This is a genomic window from Nostoc sp. NMS9, assembly GCF_017114995.1.
Classification (GTDB): domain Bacteria; phylum Cyanobacteriota; class Cyanobacteriia; order Cyanobacteriales; family Nostocaceae; genus Nostoc.
The window spans coordinates 24,725-47,665 of the sequence record NZ_JABXKL010000050.1 but is presented as its reverse complement, the minus strand read 5'-3'; the positions used below and the strand labels follow the sequence as shown (position 1 = coordinate 47,665).

At 39.9% G+C, this 22,941-nt stretch carries 22 protein-coding genes; 9 read left to right on the top strand and 13 right to left on the bottom strand.

The window, feature by feature from the left end:
- Nucleotides 1-282: 282 nt before the first annotated feature.
- Nucleotides 283-618 (bottom strand): hypothetical protein, encoded by a 336-nt coding sequence (locus tag HWQ40_RS15715; RefSeq protein ID WP_292779319.1) that lies wholly within the window; start codon nt 616-618, stop codon nt 283-285.
- Nucleotides 619-678: 60 nt separating this feature from the next.
- Here HWQ40_RS15715 and HWQ40_RS15710 point away from each other — a divergent pair, with 60 nt between their 5' ends.
- On the top strand, nt 679-1,134 hold the full coding sequence (locus HWQ40_RS15710) for a DUF4288 domain-containing protein (RefSeq protein ID WP_292779316.1): 456 nt from the start codon (nt 679-681) through the stop codon (nt 1,132-1,134).
- Between the two features lie 38 nt (nt 1,135-1,172).
- Here HWQ40_RS15710 and HWQ40_RS15705 read toward each other — a convergent pair whose 3' ends face one another.
- Both HWQ40_RS15705 and HWQ40_RS15700 read right to left on the bottom strand, forming a co-directional pair.
- Nucleotides 1,173-1,637, bottom strand: a complete 465-nt coding sequence (locus HWQ40_RS15705) for a GNAT family N-acetyltransferase (RefSeq protein WP_292779314.1) — start codon at nt 1,635-1,637, stop codon at nt 1,173-1,175.
- A gap of 98 nt (nt 1,638-1,735) precedes the next feature.
- Complete coding sequence (locus tag HWQ40_RS15700) at nt 1,736-2,233, bottom strand: DUF6174 domain-containing protein (protein WP_292779311.1); 498 nt, start codon at nt 2,231-2,233, stop codon at nt 1,736-1,738.
- 47 nt (nt 2,234-2,280) lie between these two features.
- Here HWQ40_RS15700 and HWQ40_RS15695 point away from each other — a divergent pair, with 47 nt between their 5' ends.
- Nucleotides 2,281-2,409 carry a hypothetical protein gene (locus tag HWQ40_RS15695; RefSeq protein WP_292779309.1) on the top strand — a complete coding sequence of 43 codons (129 nt, stop codon included), beginning with the start codon at nt 2,281-2,283 and terminating at the stop codon, nt 2,407-2,409.
- Between the two features lie 260 nt (nt 2,410-2,669).
- Nucleotides 2,670-3,992, top strand: a complete 1,323-nt coding sequence (locus HWQ40_RS15690; RefSeq protein ID WP_292779306.1) for an MATE family efflux transporter — start codon at nt 2,670-2,672, stop codon at nt 3,990-3,992.
- 354 nt (nt 3,993-4,346) lie between these two features.
- Here HWQ40_RS15690 and HWQ40_RS15685 read toward each other — a convergent pair whose 3' ends face one another.
- Complete coding sequence (locus HWQ40_RS15685; RefSeq protein WP_292779302.1) at nt 4,347-4,823, bottom strand: hypothetical protein; 477 nt, start codon at nt 4,821-4,823, stop codon at nt 4,347-4,349.
- Between the two features lie 1,055 nt (nt 4,824-5,878).
- Here HWQ40_RS15685 and HWQ40_RS15680 point away from each other — a divergent pair.
- The 6 genes from HWQ40_RS15680 to HWQ40_RS15655 all read left to right on the top strand — a co-directional run bounded on the left by HWQ40_RS15680 (nt 5,879) and on the right by HWQ40_RS15655 (nt 13,555).
- A complete protein-coding gene (locus HWQ40_RS15680; RefSeq protein WP_292779300.1) occupies nt 5,879-8,008 on the top strand; it encodes a hypothetical protein in 2,130 nt (709 codons plus the stop codon).
- Between the two features lie 136 nt (nt 8,009-8,144).
- Nucleotides 8,145-8,333 (top strand): DUF4089 domain-containing protein, encoded by a 189-nt coding sequence (locus HWQ40_RS15675; RefSeq protein WP_292779297.1) that lies wholly within the window; start codon nt 8,145-8,147, stop codon nt 8,331-8,333.
- 100 nt (nt 8,334-8,433) lie between these two features.
- Nucleotides 8,434-9,822, top strand: a complete 1,389-nt coding sequence (locus HWQ40_RS15670; protein WP_292779294.1) for an AtzE family amidohydrolase — start codon at nt 8,434-8,436, stop codon at nt 9,820-9,822.
- Between the two features lie 119 nt (nt 9,823-9,941).
- Nucleotides 9,942-10,466, top strand: a complete 525-nt coding sequence (locus HWQ40_RS15665; protein ID WP_292779292.1) for a hypothetical protein — start codon at nt 9,942-9,944, stop codon at nt 10,464-10,466.
- Nucleotides 10,467-10,483: 17 nt separating this feature from the next.
- Nucleotides 10,484-12,754, top strand: coding sequence for a TIR domain-containing protein (locus HWQ40_RS15660; RefSeq protein WP_292779289.1), 2,271 nt, complete (start codon nt 10,484-10,486; stop codon nt 12,752-12,754).
- Between the two features lie 54 nt (nt 12,755-12,808).
- Nucleotides 12,809-13,555, top strand: a complete 747-nt coding sequence (locus HWQ40_RS15655) for a hypothetical protein (RefSeq protein ID WP_292779287.1) — start codon at nt 12,809-12,811, stop codon at nt 13,553-13,555.
- Between the two features lie 167 nt (nt 13,556-13,722).
- Here HWQ40_RS15655 and HWQ40_RS15650 read toward each other — a convergent pair whose 3' ends face one another.
- The 9 genes from HWQ40_RS15650 to HWQ40_RS15610 all read right to left on the bottom strand — a co-directional run bounded on the left by HWQ40_RS15650 (nt 13,723) and on the right by HWQ40_RS15610 (nt 22,215).
- Nucleotides 13,723-14,862 carry an ABC transporter permease gene (locus HWQ40_RS15650; RefSeq protein ID WP_292779284.1) on the bottom strand — a complete coding sequence of 380 codons (1,140 nt, stop codon included), beginning with the start codon at nt 14,860-14,862 and terminating at the stop codon, nt 13,723-13,725.
- Between the two features lie 16 nt (nt 14,863-14,878).
- Nucleotides 14,879-15,985 (bottom strand): ABC transporter permease, encoded by a 1,107-nt coding sequence (locus HWQ40_RS15645; protein WP_292779281.1) that lies wholly within the window; start codon nt 15,983-15,985, stop codon nt 14,879-14,881.
- 24 nt (nt 15,986-16,009) lie between these two features.
- Nucleotides 16,010-18,016, bottom strand: a complete 2,007-nt coding sequence (locus HWQ40_RS15640) for an ATP-binding cassette domain-containing protein (protein WP_292779278.1) — start codon at nt 18,014-18,016, stop codon at nt 16,010-16,012.
- On the bottom strand, nt 18,016-19,377 hold the full coding sequence (locus tag HWQ40_RS15635) for an efflux RND transporter periplasmic adaptor subunit (protein ID WP_292779276.1): 1,362 nt from the start codon (nt 19,375-19,377) through the stop codon (nt 18,016-18,018). The genes HWQ40_RS15640 and HWQ40_RS15635 overlap by 1 nt, the downstream gene beginning before the upstream one ends.
- Before the next feature lie 99 nt (nt 19,378-19,476).
- Entirely contained in the window at nt 19,477-20,115 is a 639-nt protein-coding gene (locus HWQ40_RS15630) for a hypothetical protein (RefSeq protein ID WP_292779274.1), read from the bottom strand.
- Nucleotides 20,116-20,864: 749 nt separating this feature from the next.
- Nucleotides 20,865-21,116, bottom strand: a complete 252-nt coding sequence (locus HWQ40_RS15625; protein ID WP_292779271.1) for a hypothetical protein — start codon at nt 21,114-21,116, stop codon at nt 20,865-20,867.
- Nucleotides 21,117-21,194: 78 nt separating this feature from the next.
- Nucleotides 21,195-21,464 carry a hypothetical protein gene (locus tag HWQ40_RS15620; RefSeq protein WP_292779266.1) on the bottom strand — a complete coding sequence of 90 codons (270 nt, stop codon included), beginning with the start codon at nt 21,462-21,464 and terminating at the stop codon, nt 21,195-21,197.
- 148 nt (nt 21,465-21,612) lie between these two features.
- Complete coding sequence (locus HWQ40_RS15615) at nt 21,613-21,867, bottom strand: hypothetical protein (RefSeq protein ID WP_292779268.1); 255 nt, start codon at nt 21,865-21,867, stop codon at nt 21,613-21,615.
- A gap of 78 nt (nt 21,868-21,945) precedes the next feature.
- The gene (locus tag HWQ40_RS15610; RefSeq protein ID WP_292779266.1) at nt 21,946-22,215 is read right to left on the bottom strand and encodes a hypothetical protein; all 270 of its coding nucleotides are present in this window, start codon (nt 22,213-22,215) and stop codon (nt 21,946-21,948) included.
- Nucleotides 22,216-22,941: the final 726 nt, after the last annotated feature.

The following is a 22,941-nucleotide window of genomic DNA, read 5'->3' as shown; positions in this document are numbered from 1 at the left end:
GTTTAGTAATTATATAGTTCAAAATTCACAAAACTGAGGAACGCAAATGTAATTGAAAGTACATATAGCAGTTCCCATTTAGATGCATTACAACGTTATATCGCAAGGTGTAGAGGCACGTCGCGTCAACAAGAACTGCTATATATTAAATGTGAAGATACTTAACTACGTCGGTAAACCAGGACAAATGGACACAACAGCGCTCATAAATTTTTAGCTTTACCATCAACGTCTCTAGATTTTCTAGCTTGGCATTATATCGCTACAAGCTTTCAAAGCTGACTATGTGATATTGACTTTTTCCCAGATATCATACTCATCAATTGCCAGACTATGAGCTTCTTCCCCTCCTTGCTCGTTTTGAAAACTATAGTAGATTACAGGATATCCCCACCGATCAATTTCACTAATTCTCAAAATAGCACGCTCGGCAATAAGTCGCTGGTATAGTTGCTTTGTATTTTCAAGCATTTGTATTTGTGGTAATTGCAAGATACAAATATGATCACCGACATGTAGATCGTGCCAAGATTGATTTATTGTCATTTTTGAATTGTTTAGTGTATGTTGGTTTTCAGCCAGCATAACCTGTGAGATGAGTTTCAAAAATCCTTTCAAACAAAACCACTGAATAGTCAGTGATAGCATTATTGTTATAATTTTTGGGTTTTATAAGCAATGGCATACATTCCAAAGGATACAAACTGGTATATCGCTGAATTGGTGATCGAGTGTAACGTTGAGGGAAATCCACGCAATGTTGTTCATGTAAATATTGTTCTTGTCCATGCTTCTTCACCAGAAGAGGCTTTTGAGAAAGCCGAAGAACTTGGTTATGAGAGTAACGACACATATCTTAATCCCAAAAATCAAACCGTAACTTTTACTTATAGAGGCTTACGGCATCTCGATGTGATTCATGATGAATTAGAACATGGTGGTGAACTGATGTTTGAAGAAAAAATTGGTATACGTGAAAGCGAGTTACAACAAATGCTGACTCCAAAATGTCAGCTAGCTATTTTTCGTCCGTTAAAACCAATAGATCCATCTAAGCCAGACTATAGGAGTAAAGAAATTATGGATGAAGTCGCAAAAATGATGAGTGGCGATGGTGTTATTGAAAGACTTTAAATACTTCAGCCCAACAATGCATTCCCCATCCTAAACCTTTACAGAGCTAAGGTCATAAATACGCTGTTTGGGTCATCAATGTAGTCAGCAAAAGGGCCTCGGTACTCGAACCCATACCGTGTGTATAAGGCTCGTGCTGGGGCGAACTCTGGAATTGCCCCTGTTTCCAAATACAGGCGATCGTAAGCACGCCGTTCGGCTTCTTTTATGATGTGTTCAAGAATCTTTGAGGCGACACCTCTACGTCGGTGAGCCTTGGCGGTACGCATTGATTTGACTTCACCACTTCTTGAATCTAGTTCTTTTAGTGCCCCACATCCGAGTAATTCCGATCCCTCCCAAGCTGTCCAGAAAGTAATATCAGGCGATCGCAATGCTTCTAAATCAAGAGCATGAACGCTTCCAGGCGGTGTCATCTCATGCATATTTTCGATATGCTCCCGCAGAAGATCGGCAATCTTTTTACCTGTCAGGTCATCTGAGCGGATTTGCAATCGACTCATCTCTTTAATTTGCTAGGAAATTCTACTCTATAGAGCAAGCAAGATATGCTGAATCAATTAAGCACTGCTGTAGTAAAGAATGCTCTCGCTAGCCATAGTTAATTAGTTTTTTGCAGATTGCTAATTGTAAAAAATATTTCATCATCAGCGATCTGGCTATTATAATCAATGTTAATTTGAGTTGGATAACCAAGTATTGGATCGTATTCTACAGTCAAGTTTGCTGCTTTACGAATCAGCGCATCCCTGATGATATTAAAGAGTTTAGGAATTGTATTATATTGTTTAAACAATTCTGCCTCAGCTGGCTGTTTCGTTGCTTTATAAGTAATAGAACTTGTGACTCGATTACGTACTTTAATAATCACTGGTTCTGTAGCTTTAGGTAAACAATTGCAACTTCTAGTGAATTCATAGCGATAGTTAGAGATTTTTTGCCGTCTCCATAATCGGTAATTAATCTTAAATTGTTCCAAGGCTAAACTACTAGGTGCGGGCGTTTTGGCTACCTGTATAGGAGGAGGTTGAGATATTACAGGTGCACTAAAACCTAAAGATGCTACTAAAATAGCACTAATTGCAATTGGTAAGCGCATATAAATACATTCTTAACTGCAACTGTTTACTTTAACGTAGCTTCAAGATGATTGCCAAAACATTGAAATTATTTGTGACACTCAAAGCTGGCATGGGGATTTTCAGCTTCATTGGCGATCGCGATGTGGATAATCTGCTTGAAGGGATAAACCACCGCCCACAGCGAACATTCTAAAACTTTATTCCACAAAAAGAATCAACCAAACATTTGATATGTCGTGTTTGTTGTTACCTGGTTACAATTCATCTCCTGTTAAGTCTTTCCTGCGGAACGCTCTGCTAACCACTGTGACGGGAGTCCTCTGACTCCATTAAGATAGATTCAAGTTCCCAGGAGCAATATCTCCTGAACATGGGTTTAGATTTTGGAAAAACCCTTTGTTCTTCACATCGGGTTATCAGCTGTATATGTTTTCTGAAGTTAAAAAATGTCTTATGTTAGCCGTACCTTTGGCAGCGGCACAACTGGCTCAATCTGCAACTGGTTTTGTGGATACGGTTATGATGGGCTGGTTGGGAAGTAAAACCATTGCATCTGGAGGTTTGGGAGCTGTTCTCTTTAGTTTTTGTCTGTTGATTGTTGCTGGTATCGTTTCTGCTGTCAGTCCGTTAGCTGCCCAAGCATACGGAGCCGGAAATAGAGAAAAAGTTGGCACAATTGTCCGGCTTGGACTAGGGATATCTCTGGTACTAGGAATACCAATTACATTGCTGCTTTACAATGGAGGTGCTTTACTACTTTTACTAGGACAGGATGCTAACACAGTAGCACTAGCAGAGATTTTTTTAAGGGCGATCGCACTGGGTTTTATTCCTGCTTTAGGCTTTGCAGTACTTAAAAGCTTTCTTTCTGCTCTATTGCAACCGCAATTAGTGATGGTGACTGTGGTTTTGGGTACTCTGTTCAATATCACAGCTAACTATGTGCTGATGTTTGGCAAACTGGGATTTCCGGCGCTGGGTTTAGCTGGTATCGGTTGGGCAAGCACGCTTTCACTTTGGAGTATGTTTGTTGCTTTGGCAGTTTATATATATAATCAGCCTCGCTTTGCAGTTTACGGTATTTTTCGACCTTCGTCTCACGAAGGCTTTCCTCTAGAACATCGCCGGATCATTGGCGAGATTTTTCAGGTTGGATTGCCCATCGGGGGTCTAATTGCGGTTGAAGCCGGACTGTTCACTGTTGTCACTTTCTTGATCGGACAATTGGGAACAAATGCCCTCGCTGCCCATCAAATTGCTTTACAAACAATTTCGATATCATTCCAGATGGCACTAGGCATTTCTCTAGCGACAACAATTCGTGTTGGACAGTTAGCCGGACAGAATGACCTGGTTGGCGCTCGTCTAGCTGGATATGTAGGCATTGCCATTGCAGCTTTATCTATGGGTGTAGTAGCCATTGCATTTTGGCTAGTACCAAAGTCGATTATTTCTCTTTATATTGACATCAACAATCAGAACAATGCAGATGTGGTTGCCCTCGCGGTAAAATTGCTAGCAGTCGCGGCAATTTTTCAAATAGTTGACGGTGTGCAAGTTACTGCCGCAGGAGCATTACGCGGACTCAAAGACACTCGAATCCCTATGTTGATTGGAATTTTTGCTTATTGGTGTGTTGGTTTATTCACTGGTTATACTTTTGGGATCTCGTTGGGGTCTGGAGCTATTGGTCTTTGGTGGGGATTGGCTATTGGTTTAGCGATCGCTGCAATAATCCTAACTTGGCGGTTTAGCACCAGGAAAACTAATAACTGATAAACACAGATGAAGCTAAAGGGAAAAGTCCTCAAGCAACTAAATTATAGCGACTTAGGTTGAATGGAAAAACAAATCTCAGGTAACGGATTAACTAAAGTTCAGGTACTGATTATGGCGATCGCCATAACATCTGCGATTCAACACTCACATTTCACCTATACCAATTCTTTATGAAGACGCATAGAAATAACCGCACCTCCCCAAAGCATCCATCGGGGAGGTTGGGAGGGGTCAAAATAATGTACAACTTCACAGAGAATTGGTATAGCTTTGCTTTATGCTAACAACATAGATTACTGAGTCCCCTTGTTTGATCTTCACCACTTTACAGTGTCAACAAAAGTTGTGATTTTAGTCTACATAATCTGTTGGTATTTGCGAATCAACAGTGTTATCTGAAACTATTGGGCGGCTACCATCTATCTCTAGAGTATCCTGAACTTGAAAATTACTCTTGGCGATCGGACGTTGACCATCTATATCAAGAATTTCCTCAACCTCCAAATCACTAGGATCAATGGGACGCTTACCGTCTACACTTAGCATCTCATGTTCTTGAAAATTACTCTTAGTGATCGGGCGTTGACCATCTATATCAATTGTTTGATCGCTATGATTTTCATCTTTTGCAATTGGGCGTTGACCATCTATATCAATTGTTTCCTTAATCTGAATGTTACTTGGATCAACTGGACGCTGACCATCTATATTAATTGTTTTAGTTAACCGTTTAGGTTCGTTAGATAATGAATTTATATTAGTTTCAGCCACTTTTGTATCTCGATTTAAATTGCTTTTATTACTATCAAGTTTGTTTTTGTTATCCATGTTTATTATTGTTCTTATAGACTATTTATCTGCTGCAAATATCATTTGAATAATTGTTTATCTCTTAGCTAAAGTGACTAAGTTTGGGTAAATACCAGGAAAATTTCTTTATCTACCAAGATACTGAAGTGGAATCAAAAAATCCTCTACCACAGCACAGAATATATCTCTAACTTTAGAGGGATTTTTCATCTTTAAAAAAAAATACTTACAGCAGATTGCAACTTGGTGAGGTACAGTACATTTGTGCCCCTACCCGTGTACTTCATTTACCTGAAATACGCTGTAATTAAATTGTTGGAGGAATATGAGATTTTCTAACGTAGCCAAATCCGGTGACAACAGCACTGATTGTAAGTCGAGTACTGTTCGCGTAGCGTCTTTGTCAGCAGAAGGCAGGTCATCGCTAATTTAAAACACTGGTGGGGGTGGTTGATTTTGCGCGGTAAGTGAGATGATTTTTGTCCTCACGCAGAGATGCAGTTTGCCGTTAGGCGTTTCTGTAGGATAACGCGAAGAATCTAGAGATCAAGAGATTGAATTTTCATCTTCATATTCAGCAACTTACGGGTATTCAATACACCTCTTGCACGAATGTTGAATATTCTGAACAGATAACTGGCAAGAGCCATCTTTTAGGTCTTTTTTGCGCCTTTAGGCGAACTTCTAAATATTTTTATGCAAGTGGTCTAACTTCATTGTCATCCCAAATGAATATCGGTGCTGCAACAAGCAAGGAAACTTATTCTTGCAATGTCCGTGCAACAGTAGAGTTTATGGTAACAATTTCTGTTAATAAGTAACCCAAAAACTACTTGTGTCTACTTATAAAAGTCTTTAAGTAGTTATAACAAATTATACATAAATACTGTAAAAATCTTGACAAAGTATTTTTAATTTGCCAAAACATTTATATCAACTATTACCTATTGACAAGCATTCCGCTATCTTCCAACTCACGGGAGAATGCATCCGCATTTCTACTTAATTTTATACTGCTTAGTTTTATTTACTAAGTATTATCTCTGTCTTCATTCTTTTACCAATGAGACTATATGAGCATTCGCTTGTTTCATATTCCTTTAAGGAAAATAATTCGCTTTTCTATGCTCACTCTAGCTACGACCATAGCACTTACAATTGTTGAACCTAGTCGCAGCGCAACAACATCTGAGTATCAATGGAATCAAGTCTCTATAGGGGGAGGAGGCTATGTTACCAATATTTATCTGCATCCTCTAGAGCGGAATTTAGCCTACATTAGAACCGATATAGGTGGCTTCTATCGTTGGAATTCGCTAGAGAAGAGATGGATTCCATTAACAGATCAGTTTGGGTCTGATAAAAGTAACTACTACGGCGGAGAAGGATTAGCGCTTGACCCTAACAATCCAAATGTTGTCTATATCGCGGCAGGCAAATATACTAAGGCTGGCTTAGGAACAATCTTCAAATCGACCAATAAAGGTCAAACCTGGAGCAAACTGAACATAGATTTGCCAATGGGTGGCAACGAAACTAAGCGATGGACGGGGGAAAGGCTGGGAGTTAATCCATTTAATTCTAATATCATCTTCTTTGGTTCACGTTTGGATGGGCTATGGAAGTCGGTGAATGCTGGTCAAACATGGAAGAAAGTAAGTTCTTTCTCTGGAAAACCCAATGCATCCATTGGTATTACAGGAATTTTGTTTAGCAAAAAGAATTCTGGCTTGCTTTATGCAAATGCCTATGGAGACGGGATATATAAGTCTACCGATACAGGTGTTACCTGGATCAGAATAGCCGGAAGCCCATCAAAAGCAAATCGAATGGTGCTTAATAGCAATGGAGTACTGTATGTAACGCACACTTCAGGAGTTAGCAAATATGCAAATGGGGCTTGGAGCAATATTACGCCAACTAACATCAAAACTATTTCATTTAATGGGCTTTCTATAGATCCCAATAACTCTAATCACGTTTTAGTTACTTATGACCAATACCATGAAAGTACTAATTACTCTAGAGTCTTTCAATCTACCGATGGTGGCGCTACATGGCAACAGAAAAGCCATTCATTGAATCCTCAAGTACCTTGGTGGCCAAACTGGTATTTTGCTTCTGCGGCTTCAGCGATTGAATTTGACCCAAATATTGCTGGCAAAGTTTGGTTAACAGACTGGTTCGGAACTTGGCAGACAGACAATATCAATGCTAACAAGCCTATCTGGTCTAACTATGAAAAAGGACATGAGGAAACAGTTGCTTTTGAACTCATCTCACCTCCAAAAGGCCCACTATTGTTAAGCGGTGTGGCTGATGTAGAAGGCTTTAACCATGGCCAGAAATTAGATACTTACCCATCTACTCAATTGGGTGGTAGTAACGGCCCTTGGTATCAAGAAACATACAGCATTGCCTACAGTGAAAAAGATCCCTTACGTATGGTACGCGTTGGCGGACATCGAGGGTTCAATACCTTTACAGGAGGAACTTCCACAGATGGCGGACATACCTGGAAAAACTTTTCCTCCTTTCCGCAGAACACTATGCCACTACGGGTAGCTATGTCTGCAAGTAATCCAAATTTGTTTGTAGCGATCGCCAGCGAGAAACAACCTATACGTACAACTAACGGTGGAGCTTCTTGGAGTGGAGTATCAGGTTTACCCAACGGACCCAAGGGGCCGTGGTACTGGGGTCAACCATTGGCATCAGACAAAGTAAATGGCAATATTTTTTACTACTATAACGGTGGCAAAGTCTACCGCAGTAAGGATGGAGCTGCATACTTCAGTATTGTCAACTCATCACTTCCTAGCGAAGATTGGTCTATGCTCAAAACAGTTCCGGGGGTGAGTAACGAAGTTTGGATAAGTCTCAATTCGAATGGGCTTTATCGTTCAACAAACGGTGGTACGAAGTTTGCCAAAATAGCTGGTGTGGAGAAAGCTTATTTATTTGCCTTTGGCAAACCACAAACAGGAAGTACAATTCCAGCACTATATTTATATGGCAAAATCATTGGTATGGGAGGAGGAATTTTCCGTTCTTTGGATAGAGGGCAAACATGGACAAACATCTCTAATCCTCTATATCCCATCGGCAATGTCCCGAACGTGATGGAAGCTAGCAGACAGCAATTTGGGCTAGTTTTCATTGGCACCGATGGTAAAGGAATCTACTATGGAAAACCAAATTAATATAGAGACGTTGCATTCCCTACAGAATTGTATGTCACTACCTGGGTATCGCTGTTGTCGCAAGAAGTTATAAGTTTAAGATAACGTAGAGGCTTTGGCTTGCCGCAGGCTACCGCAAAGGCGCAAAGGAAGAGAGATGAGAAGAGAAGAGTTTGATGTGGGTGAGTATGTCGATCTGATGGGGTTGTTGTTGGATTTAGAGATCAGAGATGAGTATCGTGATGGTGTGGTGGCAAATTTTGAGAGAATTATGGCGATCGCTAATCTGGTAAATTCTTTCCCTTTACCAGAGGAAATTGAAGTTGCACCAGTTTTTGAACCATAATTGTTTCAAGAATAGCTATCTTGATGTTTTAGTGAAGCAAAAACTATTGCTGACTGCTATTACTCAAAAAGCTAAACGCGCTATCTCTTAATATTTCAGCATGAATTTTGATTCAGCCGATGCCATAACAATATCAACTGCTGTACGCGAAGGTAAAGTTAGCGCAGTGGAAGTTACGAAAGCTGCGTTAGCACGAATAGCAACGCGAAATCATCTATTCAACTGTTTTACGACTATAACTGCTGAGACAGCTTTAACAGATGCAGCACTGATTGATAGGGAAATTGCCCAAGGTAATCATTCTGGAGTGCTTGCTGGTGTGCCTTTTGCGGTGAAAAATCTCTTCGATATCGCTGGTTTTACGACTCTAGCGGGATCGAAAATCAATGCAGTAAACCCAGCAGCTACTCAAAATGCAACCGCAGTAGCGAAGTTGAAGCAAGCGGGTGCTGTGCTAGTTGGTGCTTTGAATATGGATGAGTACGCTTATGGGTTTGTAACAGAAAACTCCCATTACGGTGCTACTCACAACCCCCATGATTTACAGCGAGTTGCTGGTGGTTCATCGGGCGGTTCGGCGGCGGCGGTGGCGGCTGGGTTAGTACCGCTGACGTTGGGTTCTGATACTAATGGTTCAATTCGCGTTCCGGCGGCGTTGTGTGGCGTTTTTGGTTTCAAGCCAACTTATGGAAGGTTATCTCGTGCTGGGGTAGCTTTATTTTCTAGCAGTTTTGACCATATTGGCCCTTTTGCGCGTTCGGTGCAGGATATCGCTACGGTGTTTGATGTGCTTCAGGGAGAAGACGATCGCGATCCCATTTGTACAAAGCGTCCAGCTGAATTATGTTTACCACAGCTCAAACAAGATATTTCCGATATTAGAATTGCCATTGCAGCTGATTATTTCACTAAAGGTGCAGAACCGGAAGCTTTAGCAGCAGTGCAAAAGGTAGCTGATGCAATAGAAGTTACTAAATACGTAATCATACCAGAAGCACATCGCGCCCGTGCAGCAGCCTTTGTAATTACAGCTAGCGAGGGCGCAAATCTGCATTTGGATAAGTTGCGATCGCGTCCTGAAGATTTTGATCCAGCGACACGCGATCGCTTTTTAGCTGGAGCATTAATTCCTAGTAGTTGGTATCTTCAAGCACAACGGTTTAGAAGATGGTATCGCGATCGCATTCGGGAAGTGTTTCAAAATGTCGATGTAATTCTTGCCCCAACTACACCAATTTCTGCGCCGCTAATTGGTCAACAAACCATGATTTTGGATGGCGAAGAAATTCTTGTCCGTCCTCATTTAGGGCTATTTACTCAACCATTATCTTTTATTGGCTTACCCGTTTTATCAGTACCAATTTTGCGCCCAAATGCCTTACCTCTGGGTGTGCAATTAATAGCAGCACCATATAATGAAGCGTTAATTTTACGGGTTGCGGCTACCTTAGAGGCAAAGGGTATAATTACATCACCAATAGTAGTGTAACATCATACGTTACGGCTTCAGCCTAACATACCCTACTGAATCGACCGTTACCAAGCACTTGGAATTTCATAACCCGCAACTTGGGTTATTATTTTAATAGAAAATTCACCCAGGTTATAATGCTTTCTTGGATAAGAGAAATTCTTGGGGTTAGACAAGATCCTGCTGTTTTAAAGAAAGTATCGGTAAGACTTCCCTTTGGAATTGGTGCGGCTGAGTGGGAAGCAGATCCTACAGAATGCAGAGCAGCATGGTCACTTTACATTGAACTTGTGACACGCATTGCTGTGCAACCTTTGGAAGTTGATCAAGGACTGGTGCGTGAAGCTTTGAATTCTTTATATAGCTTATTTGGCACAACCCGTGAAATTCTCAAACAGGCGGGTCCAAATGTAGGTGCTTCTCGTGAGTCCGTTGGAGGAATCGCAATTATTGTATTGAACAATGGTTTGCGTCCCTTTCTCAGCAAATGGCATCCTTTCTTACAAGCGTGGGAAGCAAAGCGTCCTGCTGATTTAAGTCCCAAAGAACATGAACAGAATTGGTCTGAAGAACCTAAGTTGCGGGAGGAACTTGCACAGCTTAGAAGAGATTTGGAACAATATGCTAATGCCTTGGCAGTGATTGCGGGAGTAGAGCAGTAACTAAGAGAGTTAAATAGATGAGTAAACAGTTTGAGTATGACGTTTTCATTTCTTACAAAAGAGATGATGTAAAATTTGTTAAAAATATTATTGAAAAACTTCAACAAAATGAGTTGAAGGTGTGGTGGGATGAAGAAGGAATTCCACTTGGAACAGTTTTTGAAGAAAAAATTGGAACTGCTATCAGAAAATCTAAATCTGCTCTTATCTTTTTCGGTTCGAACGGAGTTGGTACTACACAAGATGAAGAAATACGCGTTATTAACAATGAAAATAGAGAAAGAAACAAAGTAGATGGAGAACTGCTACGAATTTCTATATTGTTACCAGATGTGAAAGAGGTTCCACAAAGTTACCCTTTTTTAAGAACAATAAATTGGATAAATTTTAATAATTTTAATGATGAGATAGCCTTTAACCGTCTGCTATCAGGTATTCCTAAAGACCATAACAACCAAACATATAAACAAACAGAACTTTACCAAGCTTTACAGCGCATAAATTCGTCTGAATCGAAATCAGTTGAAGATACTCTAACTCAAATTTTTACAAAACTTCAACAATTTCTCTCACCTCCTGAACCAAGTACAGCCGATACTTTTACTCTTTATGATCCTGAACGTGGAGACAGGGTAGCTCAAAGAATGGCAGATGTTATTTCTCCGTCACTGCTGCCTAAAGACGAGAAACCTGAATTATCAGCAGATGAATTGGAGTTATTACTTCTATCAGCCTATCTTCTCGATATTTGTCTAACGCCTAAATACGGTAAGGTGAGCCTTTATCATCACTATCTCCTTAGAAAACCTGAAGAACACGGACTATCTGATCAAGAAATTGAGGATTTTCAGAAATGGTTGGATGATGAACCTGAGGGAGTTGAAGCGCCTTTATGGCAAGGAGAAGGAGAGCCAGATGAAAAAACTAAACGACTGGCTGACAGGCTAATAACTTATTATTGTTACGATCGCCATAAAGATTGGAGCATAACTTGGATAGAAGAATCTCTCAATCAGGAGGTTCCTGATAAACGTGTTCGAGATAATTTAATGTTGTTGTGCAAAAGTCCTTATCTGAAAAACAAGGATAAGGAGATAGCTGACAATCCACTAGTTACAAACAGCAATCCAATTCAAGGGCTTCGTCTAAGGTACCTTATAGCAGTGGTGCAAGCAGCAAATATTCTTGCTTTTGACCCTGTACAAATTCCTGATGTAATTTTGCAAGACTACAATATAAATTCTACAGAATTAATTTATTGGTGGAAAAACGATAAATATGTAAAATATCCAGCTACTGTTTCTAAACTGAAAGATAAATCACAAATATCGCTTTTGATTTATCCGAAAAAAGCTATCATACATCGTGCCAGTGAGATACTAGCGAATGAAATGGATCATGTATTGACAGATTGCTACAAACTCTTAGAAGGAACAGATACTAAAAACCTTTGGGATTTGCAAATAGCCATTCAACGAAATATTATACCTGATAATTATGAGTACATTGATGGTGCTTTTCGACCAGATACAAATAAAATTTTGGAGTTACTCTCTGGTATATCACTTTACGGAGATCATTTATATGCAGTACGTGAACTTCTCCAGAATGCTTTTGATGCTGTTCGTGAGGAGATTGCCTACAAGCGCCTTAAAGAAATCAAAGATGTAGCTAATCGTCAGTTTTTAAATTTACAACACTCTGTGAACTTAAAAATTGAGAAAGATAGCGATGGTATTTGGCTGGTATGTACTGATGATGGCGTTGGTATGACCAAAGATATTATTCAGAACTATCTCTTGGTAAGCGGTTCTGCTAGACAGCGTAAGATAATTAATTTGGAACGTGAATGCCAAAAATATGGATTTTCTGTAGGACGTACAGGAAAATTTGGAATAGGTGTATTAAGCTACTTTATGTTAGCTGAAAGAGTAGTAATAAAGACACGACGTAGTTTGTCACCTGGTGATGATAACAACAACGGATGGAAGTTTGAAACTGAGGGAATAGGGTCATTTGGTGAACTAACAAACATCCAAAATAATTCTCCTGGTACAGAAATACGTCTTTTACTAAAACCCGAAGTTATATCTACAGTTATATCTAAAAAAGAAAACTCTCCTGTTCAGGAAAAAGAAATTTTTGATAAAAACTTGTCTCGCGAAAATTTATCTAAATTTGTTTCAAAGTTGAGAAGCTTTCTTCAAAATGTACTGGACTATATTCCCTGCAATTTTAACTTTATATCTGATTTTCCAGAACAAAAACTTGAATTTAAACCAGGATAGATTTGCAAGAAAGAAGCCTTTTCTAAAGAGGTAGAAGAGGATTTTACTGGGTTTTTGACAGAATGGCGAAAATGGCTAAATTCTATAAATAATAGCTCTGAAGAAGCTGAAAATTTATCTGCTGATGTTTCAAACTATAGAGAAAAGCTAAAAGAATGCTTGAAGTGGGAGACAAAGGAGGGTGAATTACCGAACAAGTTAGGAAAATATCGCGTTTATTTACCTTATTTTGAATTAAACAATCAAGTATCCTTTGCTTTCTTAGAAACCGCAGAGAGTACTGAGATTATACTAAAAGAACTTAACTATAATGATTCTTATTTTTATATACTTAATTGTAGAAGTCAGAGAATAAGCTGGAAAGGAATGAATTTCAATATTTCCTCCTTGGTGGGTAACAGAGAACTAGGAAAAAATATGTTTTCCACAAATATGTCGGTCACAATAGATTTAACACCAGATTCTACATCTCATCAAGGAATTAACCTAAAAGTCAATCGTAATAACGTAAAAATTGATGATTCAGTTGAGGAGAGTATAAGGATTTTTTTAAGAAAGGAATTTGATGATTTCATTCAAGAATTTTTGAATAATCATAAAATATCACCCTATGCTTTACTCAACTATCAAATTGCTCGTAAGCATGAAATTACTAATAGTCCAATTTCTGAGAATACTAGCTTATATTGGTTATTTCAAGAGAACAACCAGATAAAATGGCAAACTTTAAAAACTCCCTTAATCTCTGATAAAGCACATCGCCTGCTCAATGATCATGTTGACCAGTTGTTCTGTAGGTAACTGGCAGAGGCTTTCCTGGTCTTGCTTTTTAGGCATGTCTTTATCCATAATTGCGATATTCTACCCCAACCGTCCCGTTTGTCAATATGTCGCTACTTGAATCCTTACTGTTTTTACGCACCACTTATCCTGCTTAGACCCCATAAAGACTTAGTATCAGACATCCTCTAACTTAATTGATTGCGAAACTTGCTAAGACTAATAGTTAATAACACAACAGCAATACTAAGCAATGCCAGAATATGCATCCATAACACATCTAAACCAACCCCTTTAAGTAAAATCCCTCGAACAATGGCAATATAATGACGTAAGGGATTCAGTAGAGATAGGACTTGAAAAAAGGGAGGCATGGCTTCGATAGGGGCAAGCACCCCAGAAGTCTGCAATATCGGCATATTGACGAAAAATGACATCAATACCACCTGTTGTTGCGAGCTGGAAAACATCGCTAACATAATACCTATACTTATCCCAACCAGCAGATAGATAATTGACAGCCCAAAAAATAGTAGAAAATTTCCACGCAACGGTAAACCAAACACCAGTTGTCCTAAAGTCAAAGCTAGCAGAATATCTCCCATGAGCAAAAACGCTAAAGGCAAAATTTTGGAAAGCAAAATTTCCCAGTTTGCAGCTGGTGTCATAAGTAATTGCTCCAAAGTTCCGCTATCTTTCTCTCGCACGACAGCGACTGATGAAACTAGTGTTCCAACAAGCGTTAACACTAAACCCATGACTCCCGGCACAAAATACCAGCTACTTATTAGTCCCGGATTATACAAAAATACCACTTGGAGTGATACCGGAAAATTCAGCTGGGTTTGCCCAAGGTTACGATTATAATTTTGAATAATCTGAGTCATGTAACCACTAGCAATACCTGCTGCGTTTGCATCCACTCCATCAATGAATACTTGAATCTCAGCTTCTTTTGTTGCCAGCTTTCTAGGGAATTCTGGTGGAATAATCACCCCTAGATTGAGTTTGCCTTCTTCTACTTGACGGCTCAAATCTTTCTCAGTTGTTGGTACAGATTCTATGCTAAAAATGCTATTAGAGGTCATTGCCTGAACAAGTTCCCGACTAGCACCTATATTGGCATAATCAATAACACCCAATTTCAAATTATGTACATCGGGATTAAGTGCAAATCCATAAAGTAATAATTGCATTGTTGGTGGCACGATCAGCAGAATAATTAACTGCTTATCTCGCAAAATTTGATTGATTTCTTTGCGAAGTAATGCCCAAAATGAGCTATTAAATAGTCGTGAGAAAAACATATTGGTTAGTAGCTGCAACATCTGAGAATAATACAGTTTAATAAGGCAATTGCATCCTACCTAAAGCACGACGCGTTATATGAAAAAACACTAATCCAAAAACAATCAGTACGACTAGATCAAACCAAACTCCTGCCCATCCGGTACCCCTGACAAATGCATCACGAGTGATATCTATAAAATAGCGGGCGGGAACTATGTTAGGCATAAGTGATATGGGAAAGGGAATGTTGCTAATAGGATAAATAAAACCAGACAGTAATAGAGAGGTAACAAAACCAATCACAGAGACACTTTGTACAGCAGCATTTTGGTTACTGCTTCGTACCCCAAATAGCAAACCAAACAAAACACTGTCTGTAAGAAAAAGGAGGGTTCCTATTAACAAGGTGATAGAATCGCCTACTAAGCTAACCTGGAAAATTAGCGAACCTAGACCCATGACTACGAATGCTTGAAGGATAGCTATCAGCAGGTAAGCCAGTCCTTTACCAAGTAACAGTTCAGTTGCACTGATACTAGAAGCGTAAAGTTGTAAGATGGTGCCTTTCTCCTTTTCTCTCACCATTGAGATCGCTGTCAGTAAAGACGGAAAAATCCATAAAACCACAGCATAGACTCCCGGTACGATATACAGGGACTCTAATCGACCGGGGTTAAACCATAAACGAATTTGAGGTGTGACGCTGTTATTAAATGTTATCAGTCCTTGCTCCTGCATAAAAAAATTCGTCACTCTTTGAATGCTGTTTTTGATGACACGAGCATTATTGACATCCGTAGCATCAATTAGCACTTGCACCGTAGCATTTCTACCAGCTTGCACATCTCGACTAAATTGAGGAGGGATAATGACTGCTGCCTTAGCAATGCCACGGTCGATGGCATCCCGCACCGGGTCGTTTCCCGACCATTGAGTTGGCATAAACTGATTGGTGGCGTATAGTCGCTCAATATAGCTATTGCTAATGTTTGTGCGGTTAAAATCTTGCACGATTAAGGGAATATTTTTACTTTCTAACCGGATTGCAAACCCAAAAATGAGTAACGTCATAAATGGCAGTATAAATGCCAACCCTAATGTCAGGCGATCGCGCTGAAACTGTACTAGTTCTTTGGTAAACTGAGCGAAAATCCGTTTCATAAATATAAAAAATATAAAAAAATTCTAGTTTTGCGCTCGTTGTACTATACCGATGAAAGCGTCTTCTAAGGAAAAAGAAATGGGGCGGACACGGGAAATGGTGATTTTAGCAGATTTTATAAGTTTTAGTAGTTGAGGAAGTTCTCGATCGGGGTCGTCAAGGACAATGTGTAAACTATCGGCAAAGATAGAGATACGCCAGGGATCGAGGTGTTGTTTGAGTAAATCGGCAGCAGCTTGGTTTTGGTTGACGATAACCTCCATAAGTTGTCCTGGTTGACTGGCTTTAATCGAACTGGAAGAACCAGAGATAACGGTTTCTCCCGCAACCATAAAACTCATGCGGTTACACTGTTCAGCTTCTTCAAGGTAGTGCGTGGTTACTAAAATAGCTGTCCCGTTGCGGGCAAAGTCATTAATCAGCTTCCAAAACTGGCGGCGTGCAAGCGGATCGACCCCTGATGTTGGCTCATCAAGGAATAGAATATCTGGTTCGTGCATTACCGAAGCACCAAAAGCAACTCGCTGCTTCCAACCACCCGGTAGCTGTCCGGTAAGCATCTTTTCCTGTCCTTCTAACCCACAGATGGCAATCACCCAATCAATTTTCTCCTGGCGTAGCTTGCGGGGTACACCATAAACACCGCAATAAAACTCCAGATTTTCCAAAATTGTTAGGTCATCGTAAAGGGTGAATTTCTGGCTCATGTAGCCAATACGCCGCCGCAATTCAGTACTACGGAGGTTGCTTGTTTCGCCCCCAAGAGAAATGACACCACCACTGGCTTTAAGCAATCCACACAACATTTTAATTGTGGTGGTTTTCCCAGATCCATTGGCACCTAAGAGTCCGAAGATTTCACCGTAGCGTACTTCAAGATTGACACTTTTGACTGCTTGAAAATTGCCAAAAAAGCGGTTGAGGTTGTGAGCGTATATAGCAATCGATGAGGAACTAGGATTAATTTCTTTATCGCCTGCTACAGTTAACTTGTAGTTCTCCACTTTCCATTGCTGGTTTGTTGCTTTAGCTCTCGGAAATGGAAAAAATTGCGTTGCTAACCCCTGTTGCCGTAAATGGGTAACGAAGACGTTTTCTAATGTGGGGCTATTAGACTCAATACTAAAATCTGATAATTGTTGCTGTTGCAGCAGCTCGTACACCTGTCTACGACCTAAAGTTATATCTTTGACAAGAACATCAAGGCGATCGCCAAATGTTTGCACATCTACAATGTTTGCTTGTGCTGTCTGTAATAAGACTTGTTCGCTTAATTGCAGATTTGAGGTATGAACTTCTAGGCGATGTAAGGCTAAACTGGAGCGTAAAGAAGCAGGAGTACCAATTTTTTGAATTTGACCTTCATACATCAAAGCTACACGATGGCAGCGTTCTGCTTCATCCAAGTAAGGTGTAGCAACGACAATGGTCATACCTCCTGCTGATAGTTGCGCTAGCACATCCCAAAACTCTCGCCGTGAAACCGGGTCAACACCTGTGGTAGGTTCATCCAGTAACAAGACTTGGGGCTGTGAAATTAAAACACAGCAAAGTGCTAGTTTTTGTTTCATACCACCTGAGAGTTGTCCAGCCTGCCTCTTGGCAAACTGCTCTAAGTTCATCAAGCGTAGCAAGTGATTGCGACGTGTCCAAAATAAATCATCTGGCACTTGTCGCAAGCCAGCTGCATAACGTAAATTTTCATTAATGTTGAGATCCAAATACAGAGAAAACTGCTGCGTCAAATACCCCGTTATTGAGCGAGCATCCCGTGCAAGCTGACCAAATATCTGCACTTCTCCGGCGGTGGGTTCCATCACGCCACCGAGAATATGAAAGGTTGTGGTTTTCCCTGCACCATCAGGGCCAATCAGCCCAAACATCTCACCCTGCTGCACTGTCAAATCAATCCCCCGCACTGCGGCTAAACGGCCATAGTGCTTGTGCAAGCCTCGAATGTAAATGCTTTGGGTTGCAAGACTTGGGGTTTGGGGTAAAATTTGAGCGCCACTTGTGACTTTGCGATCCATTATTCACCCTTCAATAGAATCTCTGCATCAGCTGGCATCCCAATCTTGGCACAGGGTAAATCTGCACCAGTGTAGGGTTGTTTGGGGTTAAAGCAACTCGCAGGGTTTGCAACACTTATGCGAATACCGACAACTTGCTTGACCCGATCCTTCTGAAAATAGATATTCTCAGGTGTAAACGAGGCTTGGGCGTCGATAGCAATTACCTTACCTTGGAGGGGTTTATTAGGCGCAGAATCTAATAAGATTTTCGCTACCTGTCCTTGGCGCACTTTGCCAATATCTCCTTCAGGGATAAAACCCCTCAAATAAATTGTATAGGGGTCAATCACTGTCAGAATGTTCGTTTGACTATCCACCACTGCACCTGGTTCGACACTGCGGGCAGTTACAACACCGTTTAGAGGACTGAGAACATTTAGGTCTTTATTGGAATCTTGAATTTGGGTAATGAGTTGTTGTTTTGATGCCAACGCAACTTTGACCTTTGCCTGAGCAGATTTCACTTGCGCCCAAGCAGATTTCATTTGAGCAGATGTTTGAGCGCGCTTTCTCCTTAAGGCTTCTAACTGGGCGTTCCTAATACCGGGGTTGAAACCGGTTGATTGGGCTTGGGTGAGTGCCGCTTGGGTAGCACTTAACTGCTCAGAAGCCGCATTTACTGCTGCCTGTCGTGCCTGTAAAGTGGCGATCGCAGTGTCGAAGGTAGTTTGTGTTTGGTCAGATTGCTGTTGGGTAACTGCTCCATCATTGAGCAATTTTATATAGCGATCGCGATTTATTTTAGCTAGCTTAACTTCTGCTGCTGCCTGTTTGAGTACTGCCTGTGCTTGTACCACTTGCGCTTTAGCTGCTGCGGTGTTAGCTTGTGCTTGATTAACCTGACCTACCGTATCACCTCGCGACTGCTGTAAGTTAAGTTGGGCTTCAAGGATTTGGCTGTTGACTTCTTCTATCTCACCCTGTACCCGCTCTACATCTGAACGAGCCTGTTGTTCGTCAGATTGAGCAGACGCAACCTGTGCGTTTGCAGATTGCAGTTGTCCTTGTAGGAGTTGGTCGTTGCTATTATCTAACCTAATTAACTTCTCACCCTTTTTAACCGCAGATCCTTCGCGTACTGCAATCGACTCAATTCGTCCCGAATGCTTGACGCCAATTTTAGTCTCATAACCTTCAATGCGTCCACTTAACTTGAGTATGTCTGCTCTCGGTTGCGGCTGTAAGCTCCAAAATAAATAACCAATACCTGCGATCGTCACCGCTCCCAACATCAAAGGAACCGCTTTGGTGCGGTGCTGTTTTGTTGGTTCTACTGGAGCAGGAAGACTTTCTGTGTATTTAGAGACAGTCTGAGCCATGCCATTACCCTTGATTACTAATTTATGGATTGGATTCCCATCTTGCAGCAAGCCTTAAACGAAAGTTTGTACTCTATAGAGGCGCGAAATTAGCCCTAACTAAGACAATACAATCTGTGTTGCCAACAGAGCTAAGATAAATGCAAAATCAACTGCCGAACCAACTAAAGAGCCAAAAATCTTTGTAGGTAAAGCATTGCCAAACAACATTACCACTGTTCCCACAAACATCCAAGGCCATTGGATTTCACGCCAAATGTAGAATCCTGCCACACCAACTAGCAAAGCGATTAAAATTGTCAAAATTGGCGCTTGACTATTTTTCGGTTTATATCGCAAACTGCCAGCAAAAGTTATTGGTGCTAGTTCCATGTGCTTAAGATTAGTCACCAGTGCCAATCCAATCAAACCAAATGTAATCGTCCAGCAACCAGAAAGCAAAATCGGTTTACTTGCCCAGAACACCCCAGCAGCGCTAGCTAGTTGAACAGCCACTACCACTAACAATGGAATCAATAGATCATGTAATAAGAAGCGCAGACGATTAAGTAACTTTAAGAAACTACCTTCATTAATCAAACGACCCAGCGAAATAATCAGATTGTCATAGGTCATTCCAGCTACCACTAACAGCAGCAACAATATGTTGGCATGGTGTGAGTCTTGCCATAAACTTATGCTCCATGTAGCTAAGACCAAATTAGCTACTGTGTAGAGTGGATATAAGATAGCCCCCATAATTTAATCCCTAGTATTTTTAGAGAACGAAAACTTAGAGGATGTTTGAAAAGTGTCACATAACACATCAACTTTGACACTACCCCCCAACCCCCCTTGGAAAGGGGGGCTTTAAGAAGCTATTTGCCCACCCAATATATCGGGGGAAACAAGAAAAATCTGGTTCCCTCCCCTTTACAAGGGGAGGGTTAGGGTGGGGTAAAAAATATTTGATACATCAATCATGACTTTTCAAACATCCTCTTAGATTACAAAGTTAACTTCTATATATTCTTAAAAGCTTCAGCTAATCAACTGAAGCTTTTAAGAAATTAGGTATGAGCTAATGATTGCTTGATTGGAAAAGCAATGTTTTATACTTTATCATCACTCCATTTGAAATATTGTAAAGAAATAATTAGTTTTAATTTTTAATTTTTAATTTTTAAATAACTCTGTAGGAATTTTATTTAAATGTTTAAATTAGCATGAAAAAATAGATTAAATACCATTGATTTAACCTTAAATTCTGAGTTTTTCACTCTAAAAACGTAATTTTTCTAGTCAGGGTGAAATAATACAAAATATGAGTCAGGCTAAGGCAAACACATCTAAATAAAATTTCAAAGCCTTGACTGAAATGGACATATACTTGCATCCCTTCATTAACGACATTACAAATACGACGTGAAAAAATGAAAGGCTAGAGTTAAACTTTAACTCCAGCCCTAAATATACAGCTTTAGGTAATGCCTAAAGCATTAATTTGTCTAAGTGGGTGAAGTAATACCGAAGGTGGCTGATCCAACATCTAAGCGGAAAGCTTGTACCGTACCTTGAAGGACACTTTGACTGGTTGCATTGGCAAGCGAGCTTCCACCATTAGTAAAACCTATGAATGTTGCTGAGGTTGCTGCAGTAACTTGAACACCAGTTCCACCCCCATGAACAGCGTCCAAATCTATAACTGATACTTCTTCAAGCAAGCTAGATTGTAATTCAGCGATTTTGATATTAGCCATAATTTCCTCTTTGAGTTTTCTTGGTAGTACGTTGACGTATCTTATTTACTATGCTTCTAAAATTTTCCCTGATGATTCTTAAGAAGGGGAAGACTGTGAGAAAGCATTAGCATTAAAAGTAATAAGGAAAGATGGCGATCCAACCCCTCCTTGAACGGTACCAAATGATTGAGTATCGTTTTGAATCCTTCCCCCTCCAGCATTTACACCTGTGGCAAGAGAAGTTCCACCTGTAGTCACTTGGAATTGGGAATTACTACCTCCTCCATTAACTAACCGTAAATCAGCATCAGAAAGTTTCTCGAATTGGCTTTCTGGCTGCAATTCAGATATTTTTATCGTAGCCATAGACTCTATCTATTCAAAAGAGATTAATTGAAATTTGTGCTGTGTATGTTTGAATTTGCAAACATAACTCTAACGGTCAGAGTACTTCCGTTAAATTCTATTACAAAACTTGAAAAAGCTTTAGGTAATGTCTAAAGCATTAAGTTGTCTAAGTGGGTGAAGTAGTACCTTGGGCTGTTGTTCCAAACGCTACGAAGGCATTTCCTAGTTGACCACTAATGAAAGTAAAACTGTTTGAAGTGCTAGTCGTTGATCCACCACTAGCAAAACCTATGACACCTCCTGAGGTTCCTCCAACAGCTTGAATCGGAGGTGCAGTCCCACCATGAACAGCGTCCAAATCTATAACTGATACTTCTTCAAGCAAGCTAGATTGTAATTCAGCGATTTTGATATTAGCCATAATTTCCTCTTTGAGTTTTCTTGGTAGTACGTTGACGTATCTTATTTACTATGCTTCTAAAATTTTCCCTGATGATTCTTAAGAAGGGGAAGACTGTGAGAAAGCATTAGCATTAAAAGTAATAAGGAAAGATGGCGATCCAACCCCTCCTTGAACGGTACCAAATGATTGAGTATCGTTTTGAATCCTTCCCCCTCCAGCATTTACACCTGTGGCAAGAGAAGTTCCACCTGTAGTCACTTGGAATTGGGAATTACTACCTCCTCCATTAACTAACCGTAAATCAGCATCAGAAAGTTTCTCGAATTGGCTTTCTGGCTGCAATTCAGATATTTTTATCGTAGCCATAGATTCTATCTATTCAAAAAAGATTAATTGAAATTTGAACTGCTTTAGTTCAACACAATAACTATTAAACAATTCAGATAATTTTGCAACACTTTTTTCCTTAACTTTTGTAAATTTATTTTTGATATATTTACTAAAAAACAACAATTTAGGTGGCGTTATACCCCACCTAAATTGCTGCCTTAGTTTTTCATTTTCAGAATATTTAATATGCAAATTAGAACTGGGTTGATAATTCACTTTGAGAGTAATTATCTGGAACACCAGCACTTTTCACACCATTCTTTATCTAAAAGTGCTTTTGTTTTAAGCATTTGAAGCCAAAGTGGTAGACAAGCGAATTGTTGTTTTATTCGACTATAAAGTTAGCTCCACTTCATCCAATTTTTTAGCAAAGTGAACACTACCCTTGAAAGCTTTGTGCAACATTAATTTTACTTTTTTAACTTCATCGGTAATCTATGAAGTTAAAAAAGTATTTGCCAAAAAGCCAGGGTTTTTGCTGGATAAAGAAAACCGAGTTCTTAATTTTGGATAAAGTCGAGTTTAGAGTATGTTTGAATTTGCAAACATACTCTAACAGTCAGAGTACTTCCGTTAAATTGCGGAACTTGAAAAAAGCTATTTGAGACTAACGTCGTCTTCGTTTTATTGTAGCCATAGATTCTATCTATTCAAAAAAGATTAATTGAAATTTGAACTGCTTTAGTTCAACACAATAACTAT